This is a genomic window from uncultured Gelidibacter sp., from assembly GCF_947500795.1.
Lineage (GTDB): Bacteria > Bacteroidota > Bacteroidia > Flavobacteriales > Flavobacteriaceae > Gelidibacter.
Map to the genome: position 1 here is coordinate 171,002 of NZ_CANMTE010000001.1, position 21,968 is coordinate 192,969.

The window sequence follows — 21,968 nt, forward strand, 5'->3', positions numbered from 1 at the left end:
GAAATTATGATTTATAAACACATTACCCAACTCAATATCCATCAAGATGTCATTGTGCCATGTCGTAAAGGGCAATTGGACCATCTTAGTCAGTATACCACTGTAAAAGACCCAGATTTTAATGGTGAGTTTTCAACCGTTCAAATGCTTTACGGAGCAGAAGACAATAGAGTTTATTTGTTAGGACTAGGAGAGGAGAAAGATGCCGTTAATATTGATGACGCCTTCAGAAAACTCAGCTTCGATTATAAAAAATATTGGAAAGAGCCTGTTCAAATTATAACAGAAGGTTTTTCTGATGCTGAACTTCGCAAAGTGGTGATTGGTTTAGAAATGTCGGCTTATAATATAGGCGCTTTTAAATCTAAAAAGGAGCAGGAGGGGGCAATTACATTTGAAATTGTGAATTCTCAAGACGTGACCGCTCTTCTCGAAGAATCTCAAGCGATTGGCGCTACTATTAATAGAATTAAAACTTTAGTAGATGCGCCGGCCAATCAAAAAACACCTGAGTTTTTAGGGCAGTGGGCACAGGCCTCTGCGCATGATGCTAATTACACGTGCACGGTGTTGCACAAAAAGGAACTTGAAGCACAAGGTTTTCACGCCGTTCTGGCCGTTGGGCAAGGCAGTGTGAATTCGCCAGTGGTTATTGTAACCCAATATATGCCGAAAAAAGGAATGGCCGTAGATATCGGTTTGGTAGGTAAAGGGATCACCTTTGATACCGGCGGTTTGTCAATTAAGCCTTCAACCAATCTTCATTATATGAAGAGCGATATGGGTGGCGCTGCTGTTGTACTAGGCGTTGTAGAACTGGTGGCAAAATTAAAACTCAACGTCAATGTTGTTGGGGTAGTCGCTTCAGCAGAAAATGCGGTGGACAGCAATAGTTACCGTCCGGGAGATGTTATTAACAGTTATTCTGGCAAATCTATTGAAATTATTGATACTGACGCTGAAGGCCGTTTGATCTTAGCAGATGGTTTGAATTATATTATCAAGGAATTCCAACCCAAACAAGTCATTGATCTTGCTACTTTAACTGGGAGTGTAGTACAAACCTTAGGGTATTCGGCTGCGGGTATGTTTACTAACAATACCGAGATGGCTCAGAATCTTTCAAAAATAGGTTTTGAAATAAATGAACGGGTGTGGCCGTTACCGCTGTTCTCTGACTTTGATAGTGATTTGCACAGTGACATTGCGGATCTTAGAAACTTTAGCGGGAAACCTATTGCAGGTGCAACTACCGCAGCAAAGTTTTTAGAAGCATTCACGGAGGAGCATCAAGCATGGATGCATTTGGATATTGCGGGCGTATCGTTTGGCGACTCTAAGTATGCTAAAATGAAAAGTGCAAGTGGCTATGGCGTGCAATTAATGGTGAATTATATCAAATCTATTTCTGAGAACTAAAGGTTTATTTTGTATTTTGTGTGTGAATTAAGCTGAAGTAACCGTTGCTTCAGTTAATGATTTTAATTAGGGCAGCTTATTTAAAATCCTTTATCATTAAAAATCCCACCAAAATATGTCTACAAAACGACCACTCAATTTTCTATGTGTTACCACGTATCATAAAGGCGCCGATTTTATAAAAAGCTGTAAAGCTGAAGGCAATAATGTGTATTTATTGACCAAAAAGAAATTGGAACACGAGGTGTGGCCGTGGGAAGCCATTGATGATGTGTTTTACGTGGAAAATTGGAACCAAAGTGATGTCACCAAAGGTATCGCTTATAAATTCAGAACGATAAAATTCGATCGTTTTGTGGCCTTGGATGATTTTGATGTCGAAAAAGTAGCGCTTTTACGCGAACATTTCAGAATGCCCGGCATGGGCAGAACAACCTCTCATTATTTTAGGGATAAATTGGCCATGCGTATGAAAGCGCAGGAGGAAGGCGTCAATGTGCCCAAATTCACGGCGCTTTTTAATAATATCGACATTAATGCTTATGCGGATAATGTGAGTCCGCCGTGGTTCCTAAAACCACGTTTGGAGGCCTCGGCAACCGGCATAAAGAAGATCAACAATCGGGAAGAACTTTGGCAAATTATTAATGCATTACAGGACGAACGCGATAATTATTTAATTGAAAAGTTTGCCCCAGGCGATGTGTACCACGTAGACAGTCTGACGGTTGATGGAAAAGTCGTGTTTAGCAGAGTGAGTAAATATTTGGATACGCCGTTTGAAGTGGCACATGGCGGCGGAGTATTCCGATCTGCAACTTGTAAAATTGGCACTACAATCGAAAAGGCATTAACTAAAATGAATGCTGAGGTCATCACCGCTTTCGGAATGCAGTTTGGAGCGTCACACACTGAGTTTATCGAATCTAAAGACACTGGCGAATTGTTCTTTCTTGAAACATCTTCACGAGTAGGAGGCGCTAATTTAGCGGAAATGGTAGAGTTGGCATCCGGCATTAATCTTTGGGGAGAATGGGCGCGTATTGAAAGTGCCACCTTAAAAAAGGAAGTATATACCTTGCCTGAAGTCAAAAATCAGTATGCGGGAATTGTGGTGTCCTTAAGTAAATTTGAAACTCCGGATACGTCAAGTTTTGACGATCCTGAAATTGCATGGCGAATGGATAAGAAATGGCACATTGGGATGATTGTAGTATCTGAAAATGCAGACCGGGTGATGGAGTTGTTAGATGACTATACCCAACGTATTGCGACCGATTTCCATGCGAGTATTCCTGCACCAGATAAAAGTTTGTGATATAGAACGCTGACGACACTGATTGTTTTTGATATTCACTGATTTTTAAAAAGAAATTTCCGAGAATCCGCTTCACCCACCTGAACGGTCGGGCAGGTCAGTGTTCCAATTAAAGGAACTTAAGATTAAGAAATCCTATTTTCAAGATTTCGAGCAGAGTGATGAACGGTCAAAATGTCTATACGTGATGGAGTGACAACTTTATAGATAATTCTATAATGGCCTTCAATTAATTGTCTTGTATGATGCTTGTTTATTTCAGGAACGATTTGTCCAGAATAAATTTGAGAATGTAAAATCTTCGTGCGTTTCTTGATTCTTATAATTTGAAGCTTTGCGTAGTTTTTAGAATCTTTTGAAATGTAAACAAAAATAGCTCTTAAATCTGCTACAGATTGATGGGTCCAATTTATTTGAACCATTTTTCTAGTTCAGTAGTTAAATCAGATTCAGAAACATAATTCCCACTCTCAGACTGTTGGTACCCGCTCTCTATTTTTTCAATTAAAATTAATCGCTCAACGAGTTCATCAATAGTAAACTCTTCAGGTAAACTTTCGATCTGTTCTTTTAATTTAGTCTTTGTAATCATCACACAAGATTGAAGTCTAATATACAAAATTATTGATTTGGTCTACTTAAAAAGAGAATTAACTTGGTAATCCGATGGAACGCTGACGACGCTGATTGTTTATGATTTATAAATAGATATCTGTGATAATCAGTTAAATCTGTGTCCTCAGTGTTCCAGCTATCTCAAGGCTCAAAAAAGCCTGTGCTGCCACCAACCCAAGTTTTATTCTTGTTGTATTTTACGCCCACCATTTCGCCTTTACTGAGTCGCATCAAATTACTGACAATTTGAGTTTGATTGGTTTTGCTATTATGGAGTAACATCATCCGAATCTCACACTTTGCCGGTTCGTCCATCGTTTGTATGATAGGCGCATAGGCTACTTTTTCTTGCAATAGGTAATTCGATTTATCTTTAACAGCATCAATCTTCGCTTGGTCAACATGAATTTCAACACCAGCACCCGCAAAAGAGTAGAGTGGTTTTAAAACATAATTTTCTAAATCAGTCGGGATGTTTTCGAGTTGGTCCAAATAATAGGATTTTGGAACATAGTCGCCTTTTAGTAATGGCATCGTGTATTTGCTAATTCTGAAAAACCAATTGGGGTGGCCTATCCACTCAATATCCACTTCGTCTTTAAAATCAAATTCCCGGTCTAAATCTGGCCGTTGGTCCAATTCATCAAAAATGATACGGTTATAAATCTTTAAGACTCTAATTTCTTCGCCATTAGCATCTACATAAAATAATTGCTTTCCTCTTTTAATCAATTTGGAAATGCACAACACTTTAATTCCTAATAACACTTCCGTGGCATAAAAGTCGATGGCTGTAGCCTGTTTTTCAGGCTCAATTTCTAAAAGAATCACTTGTTTTGGAGCGGTGTCTCCAACAATCTCGGTTCTTAACAATTCAAGATATTCCTCAGAAGTTAATCCGTTAAGGTGCTGTGAAAAATCATCAGGGATGCCGTCGTAATGTTTGCGATACATTCTGCCCATCAATTCCTGAAAAAAGTAAAGGGACGGAAATCCCTGCAATTCGATCAGTTTTGGGGTGAGTTGTCCTTTTTCATCTAAGCATACCCCGAAATCCAATTGTAGAAATTTTGCTTGTGCATCTTCATAAGGCACTCTCATAGCCTCGTTAAAAAATGCACCATCAGTAAGGTCTTTAAAATTAGGCTGATTGATCACTTTCATGACGTCCTCACAAGCTTCTATCAACTGCTTTTTTAATGCTTTGGGAATAAAAACAGGCGTTTCAGCCACTTTAAATTGTGGCGTATAGTCGAATTGCGTATTGAGATCTGCCAGCATGCCAGCATATTTATCATCCGTAAATTGCGCGTTAAATGCTTGGCGTAATGAGGCAATCATAGTATTATGAGATTAGTTCTGGTGACAAGTGTTTAATAGCGCTTGCAATATAGTTGGGTAGAATGATTTTATGGGTTCTGATGATTTTATCCGGGTCGTCCATTTTATCCATCATATCATCATATTTTTCTTCGCCAAAATTGGCAATGACTTTGTGCTTATTGGCATCGGCTAAAAAATGCGCACGCATCCCGATAGGATCTGCTTCGGGGTGGAATTGTGTACCTACAAATTCCTTAGAAAAACGTACCGCCATAATGGCGCGCTCATAACTGACGTGGCTGCGGATTTTTTCTAAACTTAAAATAGAAGCGCCGTGCTCCTTAAAGACTTTCAGTCGGGGTTGTACCAATTGCCAATCCCGAGAATCTACAGCATAAAACGGATCGTCCAAACCTTCTAAAAGCGGGTCTTTTAGCCCTGCTTTAGTTTTGTGGATGGGCAAAACCCCAAAAGAAGTGCTGCGTCTTGGTCGCATTTCTCCTAATTTAAAATAATCGCATACCACTTGAAAGGAGTAGCAAATGAAAAACATGTATTTTTTTTGATCTGTTGAACTCTTATTGAAATCCCACAATTCTTGAACCAAATTCAGATAGGGAATGCGCCAAGGTCCATCCTCAAGAGGACTGTCCGGTCCGCCACTCGAAATATAAATATCGTAAGAGCTGTCTGGTAATTCATCAGCACCTCTCACATTAAATATGGCATAATCAACTTCATCTTCAAAGCCTCTCACAATATCAGCAATACAACGCAAGCCCTGATTGGGTTGGTTGTTGTTCATATCCAGTATGGCTATTTTTATCTTTTCTTTAGGCATGTATAGTTTTCTAAGTTCCTAAAACGGTCTGTGCAATAATATAATCGACCACCTTGGTCAAATCCTTGGTGTCTTCATAAACAGCAATTTGCCGATCAGCTCCCGTTCCGTTAACTAACATAGTCTTAATATGCTCTATTTCCTTACGCGATCCGAGCTCATCCACAACATCATCCACAAATTCAAGTAATTCGAGCATCAATTCTTTGGTAGGAACTTCAATTTCCTTTCCAAAATCAATCATTTTACCTTCAAGTCCGTATCTGCTGGCACGCCATTTATTTTCATTGATCAAGGCGCGGTGGTAGAGCATAAAATTAAGATTTTGAGTTCTTAATTTATAAAGTTTAGCAACTAGAGCTTGAATTAAGGCGGCAATGCTCAGGGTTTCTTCAATAGTCATTGGCACGTCGCAAATTCGCACTTCCACTGTTGGGAAAACTGGATGGATGCGGATGTCCCACCAAATCTTCTTCGGATTGTCAATACACTTCGTTTTGATCAGGATGTCAATATAGTGCTCATATTCGGCCACGGTTTGAAATACTCCAGGAATTCCTGTCCTGGGGAATTTGTCAAATATCTTGGAACGAAACGATTTAAACCCTGTGTTACGGCCTTCCCAAAATGGTGAATTTGTTGACAACGCGTATAAATGCGGTAAAAAATAACGCATGGCATTGGTTAAATGCAAGGCCAATTGTTTGTCTTCAATACCAACATGTACGTGGAGTCCAAAAATTAAATTAGAACGGGCGGTATCTTGGAGTTCGTTGACAATCTCGTCATAACGAGGGTTTGGTGTCATCAATTGTGTTTCCCATTTGGTAAACGGATGGGTGCCAGCTGCGGCAATTTTAAATCCTAAAGTACCAGCAATATTGGAGATTGATTTTCGCAAATGGGTCAGTTCTCTCCGAGCTTCACTGATATCCTTACAAATATTGGTGCCCACCTCCACAACAGCCTGATGCATTTCAGCTTTTACCTGCTCATTTAGGAGCTTGGCAGCTTCCGATACAATTTGCTGATCATGGGAAATCAATTCTCGGGTTTTCGGACAGATGACTTGATATTCTTCTTCAATGCCTAATGTGAATTTCATAAAATACAAATGGTTTTAAATTACTTTTGTGGCATAAAATGCTGACCTTTCAAATCTATTGAAAGATTAAAATACAGTTATTTGTAAGTGGTTTTTTTACCGGTAATTTGGTCTTTAACAAAAGTTCCCCAAGTGAGATTCATCTTGTCTTTTTTATATTTCTTAGCCTTCGCAATGGCCATGTTGGCCGCGTTTTCAACAATCCATTCAAAATTGTCCTGACCTACTGAATTAATATCAGCATCTGGTGCTGGATTACAAAAATCTATGGCATAGGGGATGCCGTCTCTTACGGCAAATTCCACCGTGTTAAAATCGTAGCCTAAGGCTTTATTGAGTCGGATACAGTATTTTTTAATCAAATCTAATAGCTCTTGTTTTATCGGTGGCCCGTCAATGACATAGCGTAAATGATGCGGATTTCGCGGTTCATACTGCATAATATGCACGTTGTCCGTATCTAACACATAACATCTGAAATACTCGGTAAAATTGATTTCTTCTTGCAACATCATTACCAAGTTTTCAGTTTCGCCGTGTTTTTTCCACAAATCTTGCGAATTTTCAACACGATACACACTTTTCCAGCCGCCACCATCATGAGGTTTCATATAGGCAGGAAAGCCAATGGTATCGAACATATGTTCCCAAGCAAAAGGGAATTTCATGTTTCTAAAGGAGTTTTCATCAGTATCTGGCGGACGATGTGAAGACGGTAAAATGAATGTTTTTGGTACCGGCACACCCACTTTTTCTGCCAAGGCATTATTGAAGAATTTTTCGTCGGCACTCCACCAAAACGGATTGTTGATGACCGCAGTCCCAGAAATTGCCGCGTTCTTTAAATAAGCGCGATAAAATGGGACGTCCTGAGATATTCTGTCAATTATTACCGCATAATCCGTAGGTTTTGCCTGTTCTACCATGTCGATAGAAACGGCTTCCGCCATAATATTTTTTACTTTCTTCTCATTAACACGATCTATAAAAGCCTGTGGAAACGTGTTTTCTTTTCCGAATAGGATGCCAATTTTTTTCATATGTATAAATTTTTGGTGGTGTATCTTAATTAGTTTAAAGTTTTGAAAGGTATTCTGGAAACATCTCGCGCCATAATGGCCAATCGTGTTTTGCCCACTTACGGACATCATACCAAAAGGGAATATTTTTATCGCGGAGTATTTGGGCCATTTTTTCGTTCGCTTCCAAACAAATATCCCATTCGCCGACGCCAAGGATGATCTTCATTTTCCATAAATCGGGATGGTTATTTCCGGGTAGAAAATCGATGGGATTATTGAAAAATACATTGTTATCATAATGACCGTCTACAAACGATTTGATATCAAAAGCGCCGCTCATACTATACATATGGCTTACTTTTTCTGGATGCTTAAACGCGAAATTTGAGGCTTGATAGCCTCCAAAACTCGGTCCTGCTACCGCAACCTTAGGCAATCCTTTGTCCTGACAAATAGGGTTGACTATTTCATTCATAATAAACTGATCGTACCATTCGTGGTTTTTTGCACGTTGTGATGGATGGATTTTTTTATTGTACCAACTCAGTTCGTTAATACCATCAGGACAATAGATTTGGACTTTACCTTGCTCCACAAACCATCGGACAGATTCTACAAGTTTCATGTCTTTACATTCGTTGTGTTTCCCCATGGTCGTTGGAAATAGGATCACAGGATACCCTGCGTGTCCAAAAACGAGCATTTCTATATCCTTGCTAAGGGTTGGAGAGTACCATTTGTGATGTTGTTCTTTCAATAGTTGAGTGCTTTAGTGTGTAAGGTGTCCTCGTAAAACTATGTGTGGACGCAGTGGTCAGTCATAGGTTAAGCTTGTTCTGTTTTAACTTGATACAGATACAACAATATACTTTTTTTAATTATAAATTGCCATAAAATACGGTGAGATTCTTAAATTATTATGAAGTCTATAATATTTTAGATTTAAATTCAGATTTTTGAGATGTTATGGTGCTAAAACAGTATTGTTCTCTAAGTCGTTTTGCTTTAATTCGCCAATCGGAGAGCTGTAGTGGTAAAAAAAATGGTTTTATTAGAGGCATGGTGCTTTGAATTGACAGTTCAGCCTTGTTATTCAACAACTGGGTGATCTTAATTATTTAAATAGGTCATACTCAGGGATATTTGTTGGCATCATCATAAACACATATCCTTATGAATCATCTTATCATTATCATCGTAAGTTTTATTACCGGAGTGGCTTCAGCACACTTCGATAGTCGTCGGTTAACTTTAGAAAAAGCACCATTTACTCTCTTCAGTACAATGAGTAGAGGGGAACAGCATGTTGATTTGAATTTTGAGGATTCAAACAAAAATCTGTAGAGCAAACCACTCGAATTTTTAAGCATTATAAATTCGAAAAACTTTTTCCTAATTTTAAACCAGTATTTCGAAGCCTTTTTAAGAATATCTCATGAAAAACATCCTCCTTACTTTTTTTATCGGTTGTGCAGTTTTTGTTTTTGGGAATGTGCTTTATGATGGTTTTCAATTTGAAAGCTTTACAGAATTTTTACAGAGTTTTAGTTTCTACCAACTGTACGGTTTCTTATTGGGTTATTCCAATTATTATTTCTTCGCATACCTTGAAAAGTTAAGTTGGAGGGGCGAGGAGCGTTTTAAAAGGATAGGTATCGGACTAATAGGCTCTGTGATCATTACTATGATAGGCCTTGTCCTATTAAACGGATTGCAATACGTGATTTATCGCGGGTCTTCTTTTTCCGATTTCATACAAACCCAAACTTGGGGTAAATATAGTTTTGGATTGTGGATTACACTGACTATCGTAATTATTTTTCACGTAGTGTATTTTTATATTCGCTATCAGCAAACCAAGATAAAAGAACAAAAAGTCATAGCCAATACGGCCAGCGCCCAATTTGAGAGTCTAAAAAATCAGATTGATCCACATTTTTTATTCAACAGTTTGAATGTGCTGACCTCATTAATAGAAGAAAATCCGGTTAATGCGCAGCGCTTTACCGTTTCCCTGTCAAAAATATACCGCTACGTTCTAGAGCAAAAGGACAAGGAATTGGTAACTGTCGCAGAAGAATTGGAATTTGCAAAGACCTATATGAATCTGTTAAAAATGCGTTTTGAAAACAGCATCAATTTTGAAATGCCAGAACATTTTAATAATGAAGATGCCAAGGTGGTGCCTTTATCCTTGCAATTGCTTTTAGAAAACACCATTAAACATAACACGGTAAGCGAATCTAAACCGTTGAACATTACCATTTCAGTTGAAGATAACCTCCTGGTTGTACGAAATAATTTACAAAAAAAAGGAGTGCTTCAAACCAGAAAAGGGGTAGGCCTTCAAAATATTGTCAATAGATATGGTATCCTCACCAAACGGTACGTGTTGATTGACGAATCAGCAACAGACTTTAAAGTGAAAATACCCATTTTAACTAAACAAACATCACACATGGAAACAAGATTTTTATACAATGAACAAGACGCCTACTACCGCGCAAAAAAAAGAGTAGAAGCTATTAAAGGATTCTTTGGCAATCTAGTATCCTATTGTGTCGTCATCCCATTTTTAATTTTCATCAACTATAAAACCTCATGGAATTTTCAATGGTTTTGGTTCCCAATGTTGGGATGGGGGATGGGAATCATCTTTCATGCCTTTGGTGTATTCGGCTTCGGAAAAAATTGGCAAGAACGAAAAATTAATGAAATCTTAGAGAAAGAACAAAACTCAAAAACATGGAACTAATGGAACCTAATTATTTTGAAAAGGAACGTTACGAACGAGCTAAAAAACGGGTCAAACAAATCACCGGATTTTATACACATTTCTTGGTATATATAGTGATCAATATAATGATTGTCATCTTAAACTTCCAGCAATTGGATTCCGGAGAAAGCTATTTTAAATGGCAGAATTTTACCACACTGTTTTTCTGGGGCATCGGACTTTTAGCCCACGGATTGTCCGTTTTTATGCCATATATTATACTGGGTAAAGACTGGGAAGAACGGAAAATTAAGGAGCTTATGGAAAAGGAACGCAAAAGTAAATGGGAATAATGCCCATAAAAAAGATCTAAGATATCTCACAACTCATTACCTAATACTTAATACTAAATAAGCATGGACGTCATTATTATAGAAGATGAAAAACCATCAGCAAGACGGTTGCAACGGATGTTAGGAAATCTGGATCTTGAAGCGCATACCATGTTGCATTCCGTTGAAGAATCTATTGCGTGGTTTTTAGAACATCCGCATCCAGATTTGATATTCTTGGATATTCAGTTGAGTGATGGCTTGTCTTTTGAGATTTTTGAAGCTTTGGAAATCAATTCTGCGGTCATTTTCACTACGGCTTTCGATGCTTATGCCTTACAAGCGTTTAAACTGAACAGTATCGATTATTTATTGAAACCGATTGATGAGGATGAATTGGCCAACGCGGTAACTAAATATAAACAGCGTTTGCCTGCGAAAAATCAGGTGGTGCTAGATTTTAATGACATTCGAAAAATGTTGGTGAATCCGATAGATCGCTCGTATAAAAAGCGATTTTCGGTTAAGGTGGGGCAGCATCTCAAATTGATTGCTACTGAAGATATTGAATGTTTTTATAGTGAAAATAAAGGTACTTATGCCTACACAAATGATGGTCGGAATTATCTTTTAGATGTGACTTTAGAACAGTTGGAACCGGACTTGGAACCTCAAAGCTTCTTTAGGGTTAGTAGAAAGTTTTATGTTAATATTGAAGCGATAAGGGATATGATCAGTTACACCAACTCGCGCCTTCAAATAAAATTAAACACCTATGATGAGCAAGAGGTTATCGTGGCCAGAGAGCGCGTAAAAGATTTTAAGGATTGGTTGGAATAGTTATTCATCAATCCTATTCTCATCAAATGCTGAAGGGAGTAATTTCGGGATAAACTTGATAAATAAAGGCAGTAAAAGCGCACCTCCTGGCAACATAAAGATGGCTAAACTTGGTATCGATTTAAAGATGTCCATCAATTGTTCTTGAACTTTTTTATGTTCAGCCGCTGTGAGTTCGCGTGTGGTGGACTTGGTTAAAAGCACCATCAATTCTTTACTCTCTTTTAATTCCTGTAAAAGTCTTTTGCTGTTTCTGCTAATCAGCTTCATGACCATCTTGCTCGAGTTGTCATAAAAACTCTGCACAAAATTTTTAGATCCTAAGGCAGCAATTTTACTTTTATTTGAGCTATAAAAAAGGTCAATATCCACAATAGACTGCGTTAATACCGCTAATTCCAGATCTAGATGTTCACAAAATTGAGCTAAAAACAGGTTCTCACTCTTGTCAATCACATTATCTGTCCAGGATGCCATGCAGGCAATATCAATGATATACCGTTTTTCTAAAGAGGTCTTGAGCGTGGCGATGGCTTCACCATAATCTAAAGGGCCGTTGGAATGGTAGCGTCTTGATAATTTAAAGAGCTTGGTTAAACTGTCGTCATACTTACTCTTTTGCAGTTTCGATTCAAAAACTTCTATGACAATAGTCTCAATAGACGTTTCAATGTCTTGTAGATATTTGTCTGAAACGGTGTTAGTGTCCAAATATTTCTGATACGCTAAGACATCTACAAATAAAAGGGCATTGGTAATGAAATAATTGAAATTCTTGGTAAACACGTTGTCATCAATATGTACGCGTTTCTCAATAAGGTCTTCCAATAGCGCCGCAGATTTCTTTTTGATTAACAGGGATTGAAAAACGGAAGTTTTACTGACAGTAATGGCACTATAGAAATTGATAACCGTGTCTATGAATTTTTCTTCGGAGGGGTTTCGCTTATAAAAATAGAAAAACGCCAGTATTAAATTGACTTTACACAATTCTTCGTCGGTCAGGTCTTTCTTGGGAATAGCATTGCTGACAACGTCCACATTACTACCATAAATAAATCCACACTGCTTAAGTTCCTGATAAAAGCTTTCAAGAGTATTGTTCAGAAAAGTTTCATCTACAGAAACTTCCTTCAGTAATTTTTTAATCCAACCAGAGGCAGAGGGATTCATAGTCGCTATTCAATTAGACTGCAAAGATACTTTTAAAAATAAATTTGCGCAGTTTTTTATGTTAACAAAACTTTAACAAAACCGGCCTCTTTAATTTTCCGTAGGTATGCACAGAGACATTAATAATTAACAAAAATCTCATTATTATGAAAAAATCAAAACTTTTATTAGGAGCAGCAGTTATCGCGGTAACGGGCTTCTTCGCAATTGCGGCAGATCATATTGATGCGCCAGCAGTTACAGGTGGTACAAATGACATCACCGATTTCTATGCCTTTCAAGGGCAGAACACTAACAATATTGTTTTTGTAGCCAACATTCAGGGACTTTTATCTCCTACGGCAACTCAAAAGGCAAAATTTGATGAAAACACCATGTTGGAAATTAATATTGACACCAATGGTGATGCGATTGAAGATTTAGTCATCCAAGCTATTCCTAAAGATGGCAAAATGTATTTCTTTGGTCCAGTTGCTCCCGGGCAAACAGGAATGAGTAGTACGGTACGCACCTCAGGGACAATGTCTAGTGTAGACATTACACCAGCGGGTTCAAATGCTATGGTAGCGACTAATGCAGGCATGAGCTTTTTTGCTGGCCCACGTGATGATCCCTTCTTTTTTGACTTTGATCAATATACCGCAATTTTAGCTGGTAATGCGAGTGGTTTTAATAACCCAGGAACAGACAAATTTAAAGGTACAAATGTGTTATCAATTGTGGTAGAAGTGCCAAAATCAATGATTGGTGGTAGTGGAAATATCAACACATGGATAGAATCAAAAAGAAAACAATAAACTCTAAAAAACTTATATTATGAAATTCAATAACATAAAAATTGCTGCACTAGCAGTATTGGTATCATTAACTGCATATAACTGTAGTAATGACGACGACGCGATGGATAACTCAGGACCTGACTTTTCAGGCAACTACGTCCAAGAAGATCAAATGGCAAGGCCAGCGATTAACACGGTATTTGTAACAACTGGGAACAAAGATGCTTTTAATACAACGGTGCCTTCTAAACAAAATGCTGCTTTTCAAGCTTCATTTCAAAGTAGATTACTTGCTTTAAATTCTGGATATACTACAAATGCATTAGGCATGGATGCTGCAACTTTTACCGGTGCGCTGGCTACTGATGTTTTGACGGTTTCCTTAGATGGAAAAACTACATTTTTTGACGGTACGAATGTCTTAACAGGTCGTGCATTAGCTGATGATGTGATTGACACAGAATTACTCCTGATTTTTGGTGGCCCAACAGGTGGCGATAATGGTGCTGTAACGAGTGATAATGTAAGTGCGAATGATAAACCATTCTCTAATTCATTCCCTTACTTGGCTGCGCCTCACATGTAATTATATAATCCCTGAATTCGCACTCACGTTAGTTCAGGGTTATTTTACAATACTCATAACAAAAACTCAAAAACTCAAACTCATGAATCCACACTATATCTTATCACTTTTTACTTTGGTGACCCTAAGTAGTTGTAGCACATCTCCAAATAAAGTTAGCAATGTTTCAGATTATAATGATTATCTGAATATTGCAGAAAACAAAACGATGATGGATGCGCAAAAAGACTACGATTTTTGGACTGCAAAATCTGCAGAGGCTCATAATCCATATTCTTATGCAAGTCAGATTGCAAATTCACAGTCGGCTTTATTTGCTACAACTGGAAATATCGATTACTTAAAATCAGCCGAAGCACATTTAGTTCAACTGAATCAATCTAGCAACTACAGTGTTTCTGGCCCAATGAAAAGCTTAGCGGCCAATTACATATCACAACATAAATTTAAGGAAGCTTTGCAATTATTAAACAAAGCTGAAATGAATGGTGATAATCTTGTCGGCACTCAAAAAATGTTGTTTGATGTGCATTTGGAATTAGGCAATTATCAACAGGCAAAATCTTATTTGGAAAAATTTGAAAACATGTCTGATTTCGATTATCTGATCCGACTATCAAAATGGAGTGACCATCAGGGCAATTTGAATGCTGCCATTACCTATATGGAGAAGGCAAAAGCAATTGCCGAAGCATCCAATATGGATGGTGTCAAACAATGGTCTTATACCAACTTGGCCGACTTTTACGGACATGCCGGTAGAATTGAAGATTCTTACAATCATTTTTTAAAAGCATTGGAACTTGATCCAAATGATGCTTATGCTAAAAAAGGCATTGCATGGATTGTTTATTCCCACGAGAAAAATGCGGATGAAGCTTTACGTATTTTAAATTCAGTGATGAAAGATTATCAAGCTCCCGATTATTATCTGCTAAAATCTCAAATTTTTGAATTTAAGGGAGATATGCTTGCTAAGAATGAACAATTGGCCCTCTATCAAAATGCCGTTAAAAACACTGCTTACGGTGCCATGTACAATCAATATAACGTGCAATTGTACACCCAGGAGAATCATAATTTGCTGGAGGCCATTGCCATTGCAAAAACAGAAATCGAAAATCGTCCAACGCCACATTCCTATGATTTATTGGCTTGGTCTTATTTTAAAAACGGACAATTGCAAGAAGCATTACAATTGACTAAGAACAATGTATTAGGACATACTTCGGAACCTAAGGCGTTATACCATAGTGCTGAAATATTAAAGGCTTCCGGTAATTTAGAAAAAGTAAAGGAACTCAAGCCAGATCTCATGGCAAGCGCATATGAATTGGGACCGATAATGGCAGAAAAAGTAAGCCAACTATAAAAGTGGACCCCTATGAAACTTGTAAATTTAACAACATTGTTTGCGGTGTTGGGTGGTATCGCTCTGGCGCATTCCCAACAAATAAAAGGTAAGATTACTGATCAACAAAACCAACCCTTAGAAGCCGCTTACGTATATAATATTAACAGTAAAAGTCATGCCCACACGTCGGAAAACGGTGTGTTTATTATCGAAAACAATAGGGTAGGTGACAGTCTAAAAATAGGACTGTTAGGCTACGAAACTAGAATTATTGCTATGAACGATTCCAACTTTTCACAGTCAATCACCACAATTCTTCAAGAAAAGGCATTTCAGTTGGATGAGATGGTGCTTACAGAAGAGCTGAATCCGGTAAGTACAATCAGTCGTTTAGATTTGAATACCAATCCCCTGAATTCCTCCCAGGAAGCCTTGCGGAAAATTCCAGGTTTGATTATCGGTCAGCATGCCGGTGGCGGTAAGGCAGAGCAAATATTTTTGAGAGGTTTTGATATTGATCATGGTACGGATATTTCCATTTCAGTAGACGGGATGCCAGTAAATATGGTTTCTCATGCCCACGGACAAGGGTATAGCGATTTGCATTTCCTAATCCCAGAAACCGTCAATAAGATTGATTTTGGAAAAGGCCCCTATTCTGCGAAGCATGGCGATTTTGCCACTGCGGGTTATGTCGATTTTTCAACGCGAGATGTTTTGAAAGAAAGTTCAGTATCCGTCACTGCAGGACAGTTTAGTAGTTTGCGGACCTTAGGTTTATTCAATCTATTGGAAACTACGACAAATCAAAATGCCTATATCGCAGCCGAATATTTAGCGAATGATGGACCTTACGAATCCCCTCAAAACTTTGATCGGATCAACATTTTTGGGAAGTATGTGGTGTTTTCTCCCAATAATGATAAGCTATCCTTAACAGCGTCGCATTTTACAAGTGGGTGGGATGCTTCCGGGCAAATACCGCAGCGTGCTGTTGATAGTGGAATGATTTCAAGATTTGGAGCCATTGACGCTACTGAAGGTGGCGAAACGGAACGCACCAATTTAAATGTGCAACTCAGCAAGCGCTTATCCAATAAAACAACGTTTAAAACCAACGCCTATTATTCGCATTACGCATTTTTACTGTATTCTAATTTCACCTTCTTTTTAGAAGATCCTATTAACGGTGATCAAATTAAACAAAAGGAAGATCGAAACATATTCGGCTTGAATACGTCACTAATGCACGATACCAATTTAGGAAACACGCCATTGACGTTAACCTCAGGTTTAGGCTTCAGAAACGATAGGGTAGATGGTATTGAGTTATCGCACACCTTAAACAGAAGCACGATTTTAGAACACCTGCAATTGGGCGATTTAAATGAAACGAACGTGAATGCCTTTATAAATGCCGAATTTGAATTAGGGAAATTCAGAATTGCCCCAGCCTTACGTTTGGATTATTTTAAATTTCTATACCAAGATCAATTGCAAACAGAATACCAAAATCTTTCAGAAACTAAGGCCATAGTGAGTCCGAAGTTGAATTTTTACTGGGATGTAAAAGATAACTATCAAGTCTTTTTAAAGTCGGGCATTGGCTTTCATAGCAATGACACTCGGGTTGTTGTCGCCAATCAGGGTAAACAGATATTGCCACGAGCCTATGGTGTGGACTTAGGCGATATTTGGAAACCATTTCCAAACTTAGTTGTAAACACTACGCTATGGTATTTGTTTTTGGAACAAGAGTTCGTCTATGTGGGCGATGCTGGAATTGTAGAGCCTAGTGGCAAAACAGAACGTTACGGCTTGGATTTTGGATTTCGTTATCAATTGAGTGATTATCTGTTTTTAGATACTGATATGACACTGACCCACGCAAGAAGTACAGAAGATCCTAAAGGCCAAAATTACATTCCGCTGGCGCCAAACTTTACTATGGCAGGAGGCTTATCCCTTAACGAATGGAACGGTTTTTCTGGAGGTTTGCGTTACCGATTTATAGATGACCGACCTGCAAATGAAGATAATTCTATAGTGGCGAAAGGTTATTTTATTACGGATATGAATGCCAATTACAAGTTTGATAGTATCACGATAGGATTTGCTATTGAAAATCTATTTGATGTGGCCTGGAATGAAACCCAGTTTGCCACGGAATCAAAACTTCAAAATGAAGCGCAAGCGATAGAAGAAATTCATTTTACACCTGGAACACCATTTTTTATTAAAGGCACTATTGCCTATACCTTTTAAATAATACGATTTTAAGTCTGATGTGGTTAAGACATTAAGACTTGCACAAATGAATAGAGTTCATTTTGTAAAGAGACCACGTGAGTTGTGGTAGTTTTTTAGAGTTTTTTGTTAGTGGAAAGCACTTGGCCGTAGAGATAGGGTTAGGTGCTTTCCTAATTTAAAGCTTTGGAGTATGTTGGGTGATTTATGGCCAACAGGTAGGTCATTTAAGAATTATTATAATTCAAATATTTGAAAGTGTATTTGTAAGATATTGGATGATGAAGATTTTCAATATTGAGGATAGGATTGAGTATTATTCTTTAGTTGGTGGTGGCAATTTTTTTATTGAAGAATTAAGAACCCTCCTTTCCCACGTAAGAAATCCAATTAAGATTGATAGGTGCAACTTAAATTTGGACATAATGGACAAAAGGGAATTTTAAAAAAAAAGAAGAATTTCTGTTGAAATTTTTAAGAAGTGATTTAATAGTTTTGTTAATAACCAAAGATGTTTAATTGTAGTAGATGATGGTTAAAACACAATAACACTGATTAGTAGTACATTTTTTGATGTTATAACTAAGTGCATTCTGTTTTATTGAGTTTGTTAATATACTAGTAATATTTTATTGGACATAGGTATTAAAATAGATAGATATGGCTTAAATTTGTGTAGTATTAAAAACTTATATAAAAAAACGCCAATGCTGTAACATTTACGTTTTAAATTGTAACCTTTTGGGTTTAGCTATAAGCTTATGAAACGAATACTATTTCCTTTCTCCTCTAAATTTGTTGCTAGAGACTTATAAAAGATTACATTTTGAGTTGAGTATGTTAAACTCGATTTTAATTATGGCTAATGGGACCATCTAAAACCCTCATTGAAAATGAAATAAAAGCATCCAAATGGGTGCTTTTCTTATTTGGTAAAATTAGACTAAAGGGTCTGAAGGTGAAAGTCAATTTTATAAACATTGTAAACAAGTTCTTAACAAACGTCTCAATAGTGATTCAATATCGAATTTCAATTTGATTTCAAAGTAAATTATATTTCGCTGAATAGTGGGGTTTAGGTTGATTTGATCCAAGTCGAATTGTGCGAAATATGAAGGAATAATTGCTTGTTTTGCAAACTTTTGATTAAGCGATCTCTGATTTTTAATACGTGAATTAAAAGTCATTTAAAATTTGCCTGACCAGATTATGTTTTATCAAAGAAGAGTGTCTATCGGAACACATATTATTTTTATATATAAAATCATAAATTTATTTATATTTCAACGATTCATGAACTTTAATATATTCTTGTTGATCATCAGCCAGAACCATTAAAGTGTCGCCTGCTTTTATCTCAGTGGAGCCGCCTGGGCGGATAAACTGATTGTCGCGTTTAATCATGATGATGAACGCCGATCTTGGGAAATTCAAATCTACAATACGCTTATTGACTGCGAAAAAATCGGGTGAAATCGAGAATTCCTGTAGTGACGATTTTGGTAATTCTAAAAGCAATTGGTCTACCTCATTAATGATTTTCGATTTTTCAGGCAATCCAACATTGAGCCATTTTGCTAAAATGGACAAAGTGGTGCCTTGAATCAAAATTGACGTCACAGAGATAAAAAAGACGATACTGAAAATAATATTTGCTTTTTCAATTCCTGCTAAGAGTGGATACGTCGCAAATACAATTGGTACGGCGCCTCGCAATCCTACCCAAGAAATATAGAAACGGCGTCTTAATTTCATTTTGAAAAACACTAAACTGATAAAGACACCAACAGGGCGAGCAATGAAAATGAGAAATAATGAAATCAGCATGCCAATGCCAATATAAGGCACAATTTGTGAAGGAAACACTAACAATCCTAAGGTAAGGAAGAGTACAATTTGCATCAACCATGCTAATCCATCAAACATCTTTAAGATGGTTTTTTTATGGATGATGTCTTGATTTCCTAAATAAACGGCACAAATATAAATGGCAAGAAATCCGTTTCCACCCACAAAATCCGTAGCTGAAAAAGTCATGAACATAAGCGCAATGACCAAAACAGGGTAGAGCCCTTCAAAGTCAAGTTTAATTCTGTTGATTATAAATTTGCTCGCCACACCAAATCCGAATCCTCCGGCAGTTCCCACAATCATTTGTTGTAGAAACATCGGGATTATCGATACAAGATCTTGGTCTTGATTAATGACTAAAGTTAAAAAGGCAATCGTCAGCACATACGCCATGGGATCATTACTACCACTTTCCAATTCTAATGTTGGCCTGAGGTTTGTTTTTAAGGCGAGATTTTTAGAACGTAAAATGGAGAATACCGCTGCTGCATCAGTAGAAGACACGATAGATCCTAATAGCAAGCTTTCATAAATCGTGAAGTCGGTAACATAAAATACAAAGGTTCCTAAGGAAACTGCGGTTAACAAAACCCCGAGAGTGGAGAGCATAATTCCTTCCCTTAGCACTGGTTTTATAGAGCTCCAGTTGGTGTCCAATCCACCAGAAAATAAGATGAAATTTAGTGAAACGATGCCAATAAGTTGAGCGATTTTAGGATTGTCAAAACGAATGCCGCCAATACCATCTGAGCCTGCCAACATACCAATAGCCAAAAACAAAATTAATGTTGGTACGCCAAATTTATAGGATGTTTTTCCGACAACAACGCTGATTAAAAGTAATAACGAACCAACTAATAAAATGTTTTCAATGGTTAATTGCATGCGCTTATCTTTTTTTTATGGATTCAAGCGAAGATACTTTTTTTTTTTCAAAAATTTGAGAGTGATTATAGGAATGGTTTATTATGATATTAATAAGTTACGTAATAAAAAAAGCACCAACAAATGTTAGTGCTTAAAGATATAAGTTTAAGGTCTTATCATGGTGCCGCAGCTACCACAACTCCTAAGGTATATAACTGCTCCATGGTAGGTGCTTCACTACCGCCTTCAGGCTCTAAAGTGATCCCAAAGGCTTCACTTTCGTGAGCGTTGGCAATGGCAAATATTTTGTTGTCATCAGTATTGAAATCGTCAATAGTACCTAAACTCGTAGGTGTTAACGGATTCAATTTTAAAGACCATACTTGATACACTTTCCCAGCAGGCGCATCAGGCAAGCCTTGGGCATCTAGATAAATACTATTGTCATTTTTGTTCCAATACACTTTAGCATAAGTGTTTGCAAATTCACCCTGTCCACCCAACGGTATTGAGATAATATCTTTGTCACGTAAAAAGTTCAACAAATTTTTTGACGCAGCAAGATCTGTTTTCGCATTGGCAATTTGTTCTTCCAAATATGCCTTTTCTATTTCGGCAGTGGTCAAATTGGACTCGAGATCGTTATTTTGATTTAATGTCCAAAGCAATCCTGCGCCAATAATAAAGGCAGCAGCCCAGCCTGTATAGGTTAACCAGTCGTATTTAGGTTTCACTATAGAAATCACTTTTGGTTCCGACTCTAGGTTTTTAGATTGGTTTTGAACCTTTGTTTTAATAGGTTCAAATAAATCAGCAGTGGTATTCGGAGCTGCAGCAGCAGTTAGTTTTTTGATGGCAGCCTCAATCTGTTCTACTTCCTTCTGTATCTCCGGATGTTGTTGCATCAATCGGTACACCTCTTTGTTTTCTTGATCCGAAAGGGCGCCAGCAACGTACAATTCTAAAATTCCAGATGCTATGTAAGCGGTTATGTCCATATTATTGAAGTACAATAGTTCTTAATTCGTTTATGCAATTTCTGTTCCGTGTTTTAATTGTGCCAATAGGCATGTCAAGTGTTTCTGAAGCTTCTTTTTGGGTATAACCTTTAAAGTAAAGCAGTTCAATAACCTCTATGCACTTTTTAGCAAGTTGACTCACAAATTTTTTAATCCCAATGGCGTCAGTTTGATCATCCAAACTATCACCGTGGGCCAGAATATCTACGAAATATTCGGCATCTAGGTTTTTTTTAGAATTTTTAAAGGCTTTAGACCGTGTTTTGTCTATCGCCGCATTTCTGGAAATGTTCAGGATCCAAGTGAAGAATCGACCCTTTTCTGCCGAATAGCTAGCGGCATTGTTCCAGGCTTTTATAAACACATCCTGCATCAATTCTTCAGCAATATCATGATCTCTCACAATGTTGTAGATAACGCCATGCATGCTTTTGCTATACATGTTGTAAAGTTCCTCAAAAGCTTTGACGTCTTTTTGTTGGAATTTTGAGATCAATAATTCTAATTGCTGCATAAAGTATTGTTTTAGGAATGACTGCTGAAAACTAAAAAAGCCACTTT

General features: G+C 37.5%; 20 protein-coding genes. 9 read left to right on the forward strand and 11 right to left on the reverse strand.

What is annotated here, in order from left to right; genetic code table 11:
- Positions 1-6 precede the first annotated feature (6 nt).
- Positions 7-1,419 (forward strand): leucyl aminopeptidase, encoded by a 1,413-nt coding sequence (locus Q0947_RS00790; RefSeq protein ID WP_299390233.1) that lies wholly within the window; start codon positions 7-9, stop codon positions 1,417-1,419.
- 115 nt (positions 1,420-1,534) lie between these two features.
- Positions 1,535-2,737: an ATP-grasp domain-containing protein gene (locus Q0947_RS00795; RefSeq protein ID WP_299390236.1), complete on the forward strand. Its 1,203-nt coding sequence runs from the start codon at positions 1,535-1,537 to the stop codon at positions 2,735-2,737.
- Positions 2,738-2,862: 125 nt separating this feature from the next.
- Here Q0947_RS00795 and Q0947_RS00800 read toward each other — a convergent pair whose 3' ends face one another.
- The 7 genes from Q0947_RS00800 to Q0947_RS00830 form a co-directional block, all read right to left on the reverse strand.
- Positions 2,863-3,159 (reverse strand): type II toxin-antitoxin system RelE/ParE family toxin, encoded by a 297-nt coding sequence (locus Q0947_RS00800; RefSeq protein WP_299390239.1) that lies wholly within the window; start codon positions 3,157-3,159, stop codon positions 2,863-2,865.
- Positions 3,147-3,329 (reverse strand): hypothetical protein, encoded by a 183-nt coding sequence (locus Q0947_RS00805; protein ID WP_299390242.1) that lies wholly within the window; start codon positions 3,327-3,329, stop codon positions 3,147-3,149. Before Q0947_RS00805 ends, Q0947_RS00800 begins: the two co-directional genes overlap by 13 nt.
- A 164-nt stretch (positions 3,330-3,493) precedes the next feature.
- Entirely contained in the window at positions 3,494-4,693 is a 1,200-nt protein-coding gene (locus tag Q0947_RS00810; RefSeq protein ID WP_299390245.1) for a hypothetical protein, read from the reverse strand.
- A 4-nt stretch (positions 4,694-4,697) separates the two neighbouring features.
- Positions 4,698-5,516 carry a GMP synthase gene (locus tag Q0947_RS00815; RefSeq protein WP_299390249.1) on the reverse strand — a complete coding sequence of 273 codons (819 nt, stop codon included), beginning with the start codon at positions 5,514-5,516 and terminating at the stop codon, positions 4,698-4,700.
- Positions 5,517-5,526: 10 nt separating this feature from the next.
- Entirely contained in the window at positions 5,527-6,621 is a 1,095-nt protein-coding gene (locus tag Q0947_RS00820) for a carboxylate-amine ligase (RefSeq protein ID WP_299390252.1), read from the reverse strand.
- A 77-nt stretch (positions 6,622-6,698) separates the two neighbouring features.
- Positions 6,699-7,661: a hypothetical protein gene (locus Q0947_RS00825; RefSeq protein ID WP_299390256.1), complete on the reverse strand. Its 963-nt coding sequence runs from the start codon at positions 7,659-7,661 to the stop codon at positions 6,699-6,701.
- 34 nt (positions 7,662-7,695) lie between these two features.
- Positions 7,696-8,400, reverse strand: a complete 705-nt coding sequence (locus tag Q0947_RS00830; RefSeq protein WP_299390259.1) for an alpha/beta fold hydrolase — start codon at positions 8,398-8,400, stop codon at positions 7,696-7,698.
- Between the two features lie 678 nt (positions 8,401-9,078).
- Between Q0947_RS00830 and Q0947_RS00835 the strand changes: the two genes are divergently transcribed.
- The 3 genes from Q0947_RS00835 to Q0947_RS00845 all read left to right on the forward strand — a co-directional run bounded on the left by Q0947_RS00835 (position 9,079) and on the right by Q0947_RS00845 (position 11,531).
- Complete coding sequence (locus Q0947_RS00835) at positions 9,079-10,398, forward strand: histidine kinase (RefSeq protein WP_299390262.1); 1,320 nt, start codon at positions 9,079-9,081, stop codon at positions 10,396-10,398.
- Complete coding sequence (locus Q0947_RS00840; protein ID WP_366915480.1) at positions 10,389-10,712, forward strand: 2TM domain-containing protein; 324 nt, start codon at positions 10,389-10,391, stop codon at positions 10,710-10,712. Before Q0947_RS00835 ends, Q0947_RS00840 begins: the two co-directional genes overlap by 10 nt.
- Before the next feature lie 63 nt (positions 10,713-10,775).
- A complete protein-coding gene (locus tag Q0947_RS00845) occupies positions 10,776-11,531 on the forward strand; it encodes a LytTR family DNA-binding domain-containing protein (protein ID WP_299390266.1) in 756 nt (251 codons plus the stop codon).
- On the opposite strand, the gene Q0947_RS00850 is transcribed toward Q0947_RS00845, so the two are convergent.
- The gene (locus tag Q0947_RS00850) at positions 11,532-12,704 is read right to left on the reverse strand and encodes an LETM1-related biofilm-associated protein (protein ID WP_299390270.1); all 1,173 of its coding nucleotides are present in this window, start codon (positions 12,702-12,704) and stop codon (positions 11,532-11,534) included.
- A 146-nt stretch (positions 12,705-12,850) separates the two neighbouring features.
- On the opposite strand from Q0947_RS00850, the gene Q0947_RS00855 reads away from it, so the two are divergent.
- The 4 genes from Q0947_RS00855 to Q0947_RS00870 all read left to right on the forward strand — a co-directional run bounded on the left by Q0947_RS00855 (position 12,851) and on the right by Q0947_RS00870 (position 17,688).
- A complete protein-coding gene (locus tag Q0947_RS00855) occupies positions 12,851-13,501 on the forward strand; it encodes a DUF4331 family protein (RefSeq protein WP_299390274.1) in 651 nt (216 codons plus the stop codon).
- 19 nt (positions 13,502-13,520) lie between these two features.
- Positions 13,521-14,069, forward strand: a complete 549-nt coding sequence (locus tag Q0947_RS00860; protein WP_299390277.1) for a DUF4331 family protein — start codon at positions 13,521-13,523, stop codon at positions 14,067-14,069.
- A gap of 82 nt (positions 14,070-14,151) precedes the next feature.
- Entirely contained in the window at positions 14,152-15,441 is a 1,290-nt protein-coding gene (locus Q0947_RS00865) for a cell surface protein (protein ID WP_299390280.1), read from the forward strand.
- 12 nt (positions 15,442-15,453) lie between these two features.
- The gene (locus tag Q0947_RS00870; protein ID WP_299390283.1) at positions 15,454-17,688 is read left to right on the forward strand and encodes a TonB-dependent receptor plug domain-containing protein; all 2,235 of its coding nucleotides are present in this window, start codon (positions 15,454-15,456) and stop codon (positions 17,686-17,688) included.
- Between the two features lie 1,254 nt (positions 17,689-18,942).
- On the opposite strand, the gene Q0947_RS00875 is transcribed toward Q0947_RS00870, so the two are convergent.
- From Q0947_RS00875 to Q0947_RS00885, 3 genes are all read right to left on the reverse strand, one after another.
- Positions 18,943-20,406: a potassium/proton antiporter gene (locus tag Q0947_RS00875; RefSeq protein WP_299390286.1), complete on the reverse strand. Its 1,464-nt coding sequence runs from the start codon at positions 20,404-20,406 to the stop codon at positions 18,943-18,945.
- 158 nt (positions 20,407-20,564) lie between these two features.
- Positions 20,565-21,386: an anti-sigma factor gene (locus Q0947_RS00880; RefSeq protein ID WP_299390289.1), complete on the reverse strand. Its 822-nt coding sequence runs from the start codon at positions 21,384-21,386 to the stop codon at positions 20,565-20,567.
- A gap of 1 nt (position 21,387) precedes the next feature.
- A complete protein-coding gene (locus tag Q0947_RS00885) occupies positions 21,388-21,921 on the reverse strand; it encodes a sigma-70 family RNA polymerase sigma factor (protein WP_299390292.1) in 534 nt (177 codons plus the stop codon).
- Positions 21,922-21,968 lie beyond the last annotated feature (47 nt).

Coding starts and splice junctions, on each gene's coding strand:
- Q0947_RS00790 (WP_299390233.1), top strand. CDS start 7: ATGATTTATAAACACATTACCCAACTCAATATCCATCAAGATGTCATT.
- Q0947_RS00795 (WP_299390236.1), top strand. CDS start 1,535: ATGTCTACAAAACGACCACTCAATTTTCTATGTGTTACCACGTATCAT.
- Q0947_RS00800 (WP_299390239.1), bottom strand. CDS start 3,159: ATGGTTCAAATAAATTGGACCCATCAATCTGTAGCAGATTTAAGAGCT.
- Q0947_RS00805 (WP_299390242.1), bottom strand. CDS start 3,329: ATGATTACAAAGACTAAATTAAAAGAACAGATCGAAAGTTTACCTGAA.
- Q0947_RS00810 (WP_299390245.1), bottom strand. CDS start 4,693: ATGATTGCCTCATTACGCCAAGCATTTAACGCGCAATTTACGGATGAT.
- Q0947_RS00815 (WP_299390249.1), bottom strand. CDS start 5,516: ATGCCTAAAGAAAAGATAAAAATAGCCATACTGGATATGAACAACAAC.
- Q0947_RS00820 (WP_299390252.1), bottom strand. CDS start 6,621: ATGAAATTCACATTAGGCATTGAAGAAGAATATCAAGTCATCTGTCCG.
- Q0947_RS00825 (WP_299390256.1), bottom strand. CDS start 7,661: ATGAAAAAAATTGGCATCCTATTCGGAAAAGAAAACACGTTTCCACAG.
- Q0947_RS00835 (WP_299390262.1), top strand. CDS start 9,079: ATGAAAAACATCCTCCTTACTTTTTTTATCGGTTGTGCAGTTTTTGTT.
- Q0947_RS00840 (WP_366915480.1), top strand. CDS start 10,389: ATGGAACTAATGGAACCTAATTATTTTGAAAAGGAACGTTACGAACGA.
- Q0947_RS00845 (WP_299390266.1), top strand. CDS start 10,776: ATGGACGTCATTATTATAGAAGATGAAAAACCATCAGCAAGACGGTTG.
- Q0947_RS00850 (WP_299390270.1), bottom strand. CDS start 12,704: ATGAATCCCTCTGCCTCTGGTTGGATTAAAAAATTACTGAAGGAAGTT.
- Q0947_RS00855 (WP_299390274.1), top strand. CDS start 12,851: ATGAAAAAATCAAAACTTTTATTAGGAGCAGCAGTTATCGCGGTAACG.
- Q0947_RS00860 (WP_299390277.1), top strand. CDS start 13,521: ATGAAATTCAATAACATAAAAATTGCTGCACTAGCAGTATTGGTATCA.
- Q0947_RS00865 (WP_299390280.1), top strand. CDS start 14,152: ATGAATCCACACTATATCTTATCACTTTTTACTTTGGTGACCCTAAGT.
- Q0947_RS00870 (WP_299390283.1), top strand. CDS start 15,454: ATGAAACTTGTAAATTTAACAACATTGTTTGCGGTGTTGGGTGGTATC.
- Q0947_RS00875 (WP_299390286.1), bottom strand. CDS start 20,406: ATGCAATTAACCATTGAAAACATTTTATTAGTTGGTTCGTTATTACTT.
- Q0947_RS00880 (WP_299390289.1), bottom strand. CDS start 21,386: ATGGACATAACCGCTTACATAGCATCTGGAATTTTAGAATTGTACGTT.
- Q0947_RS00885 (WP_299390292.1), bottom strand. CDS start 21,921: ATGCAGCAATTAGAATTATTGATCTCAAAATTCCAACAAAAAGACGTC.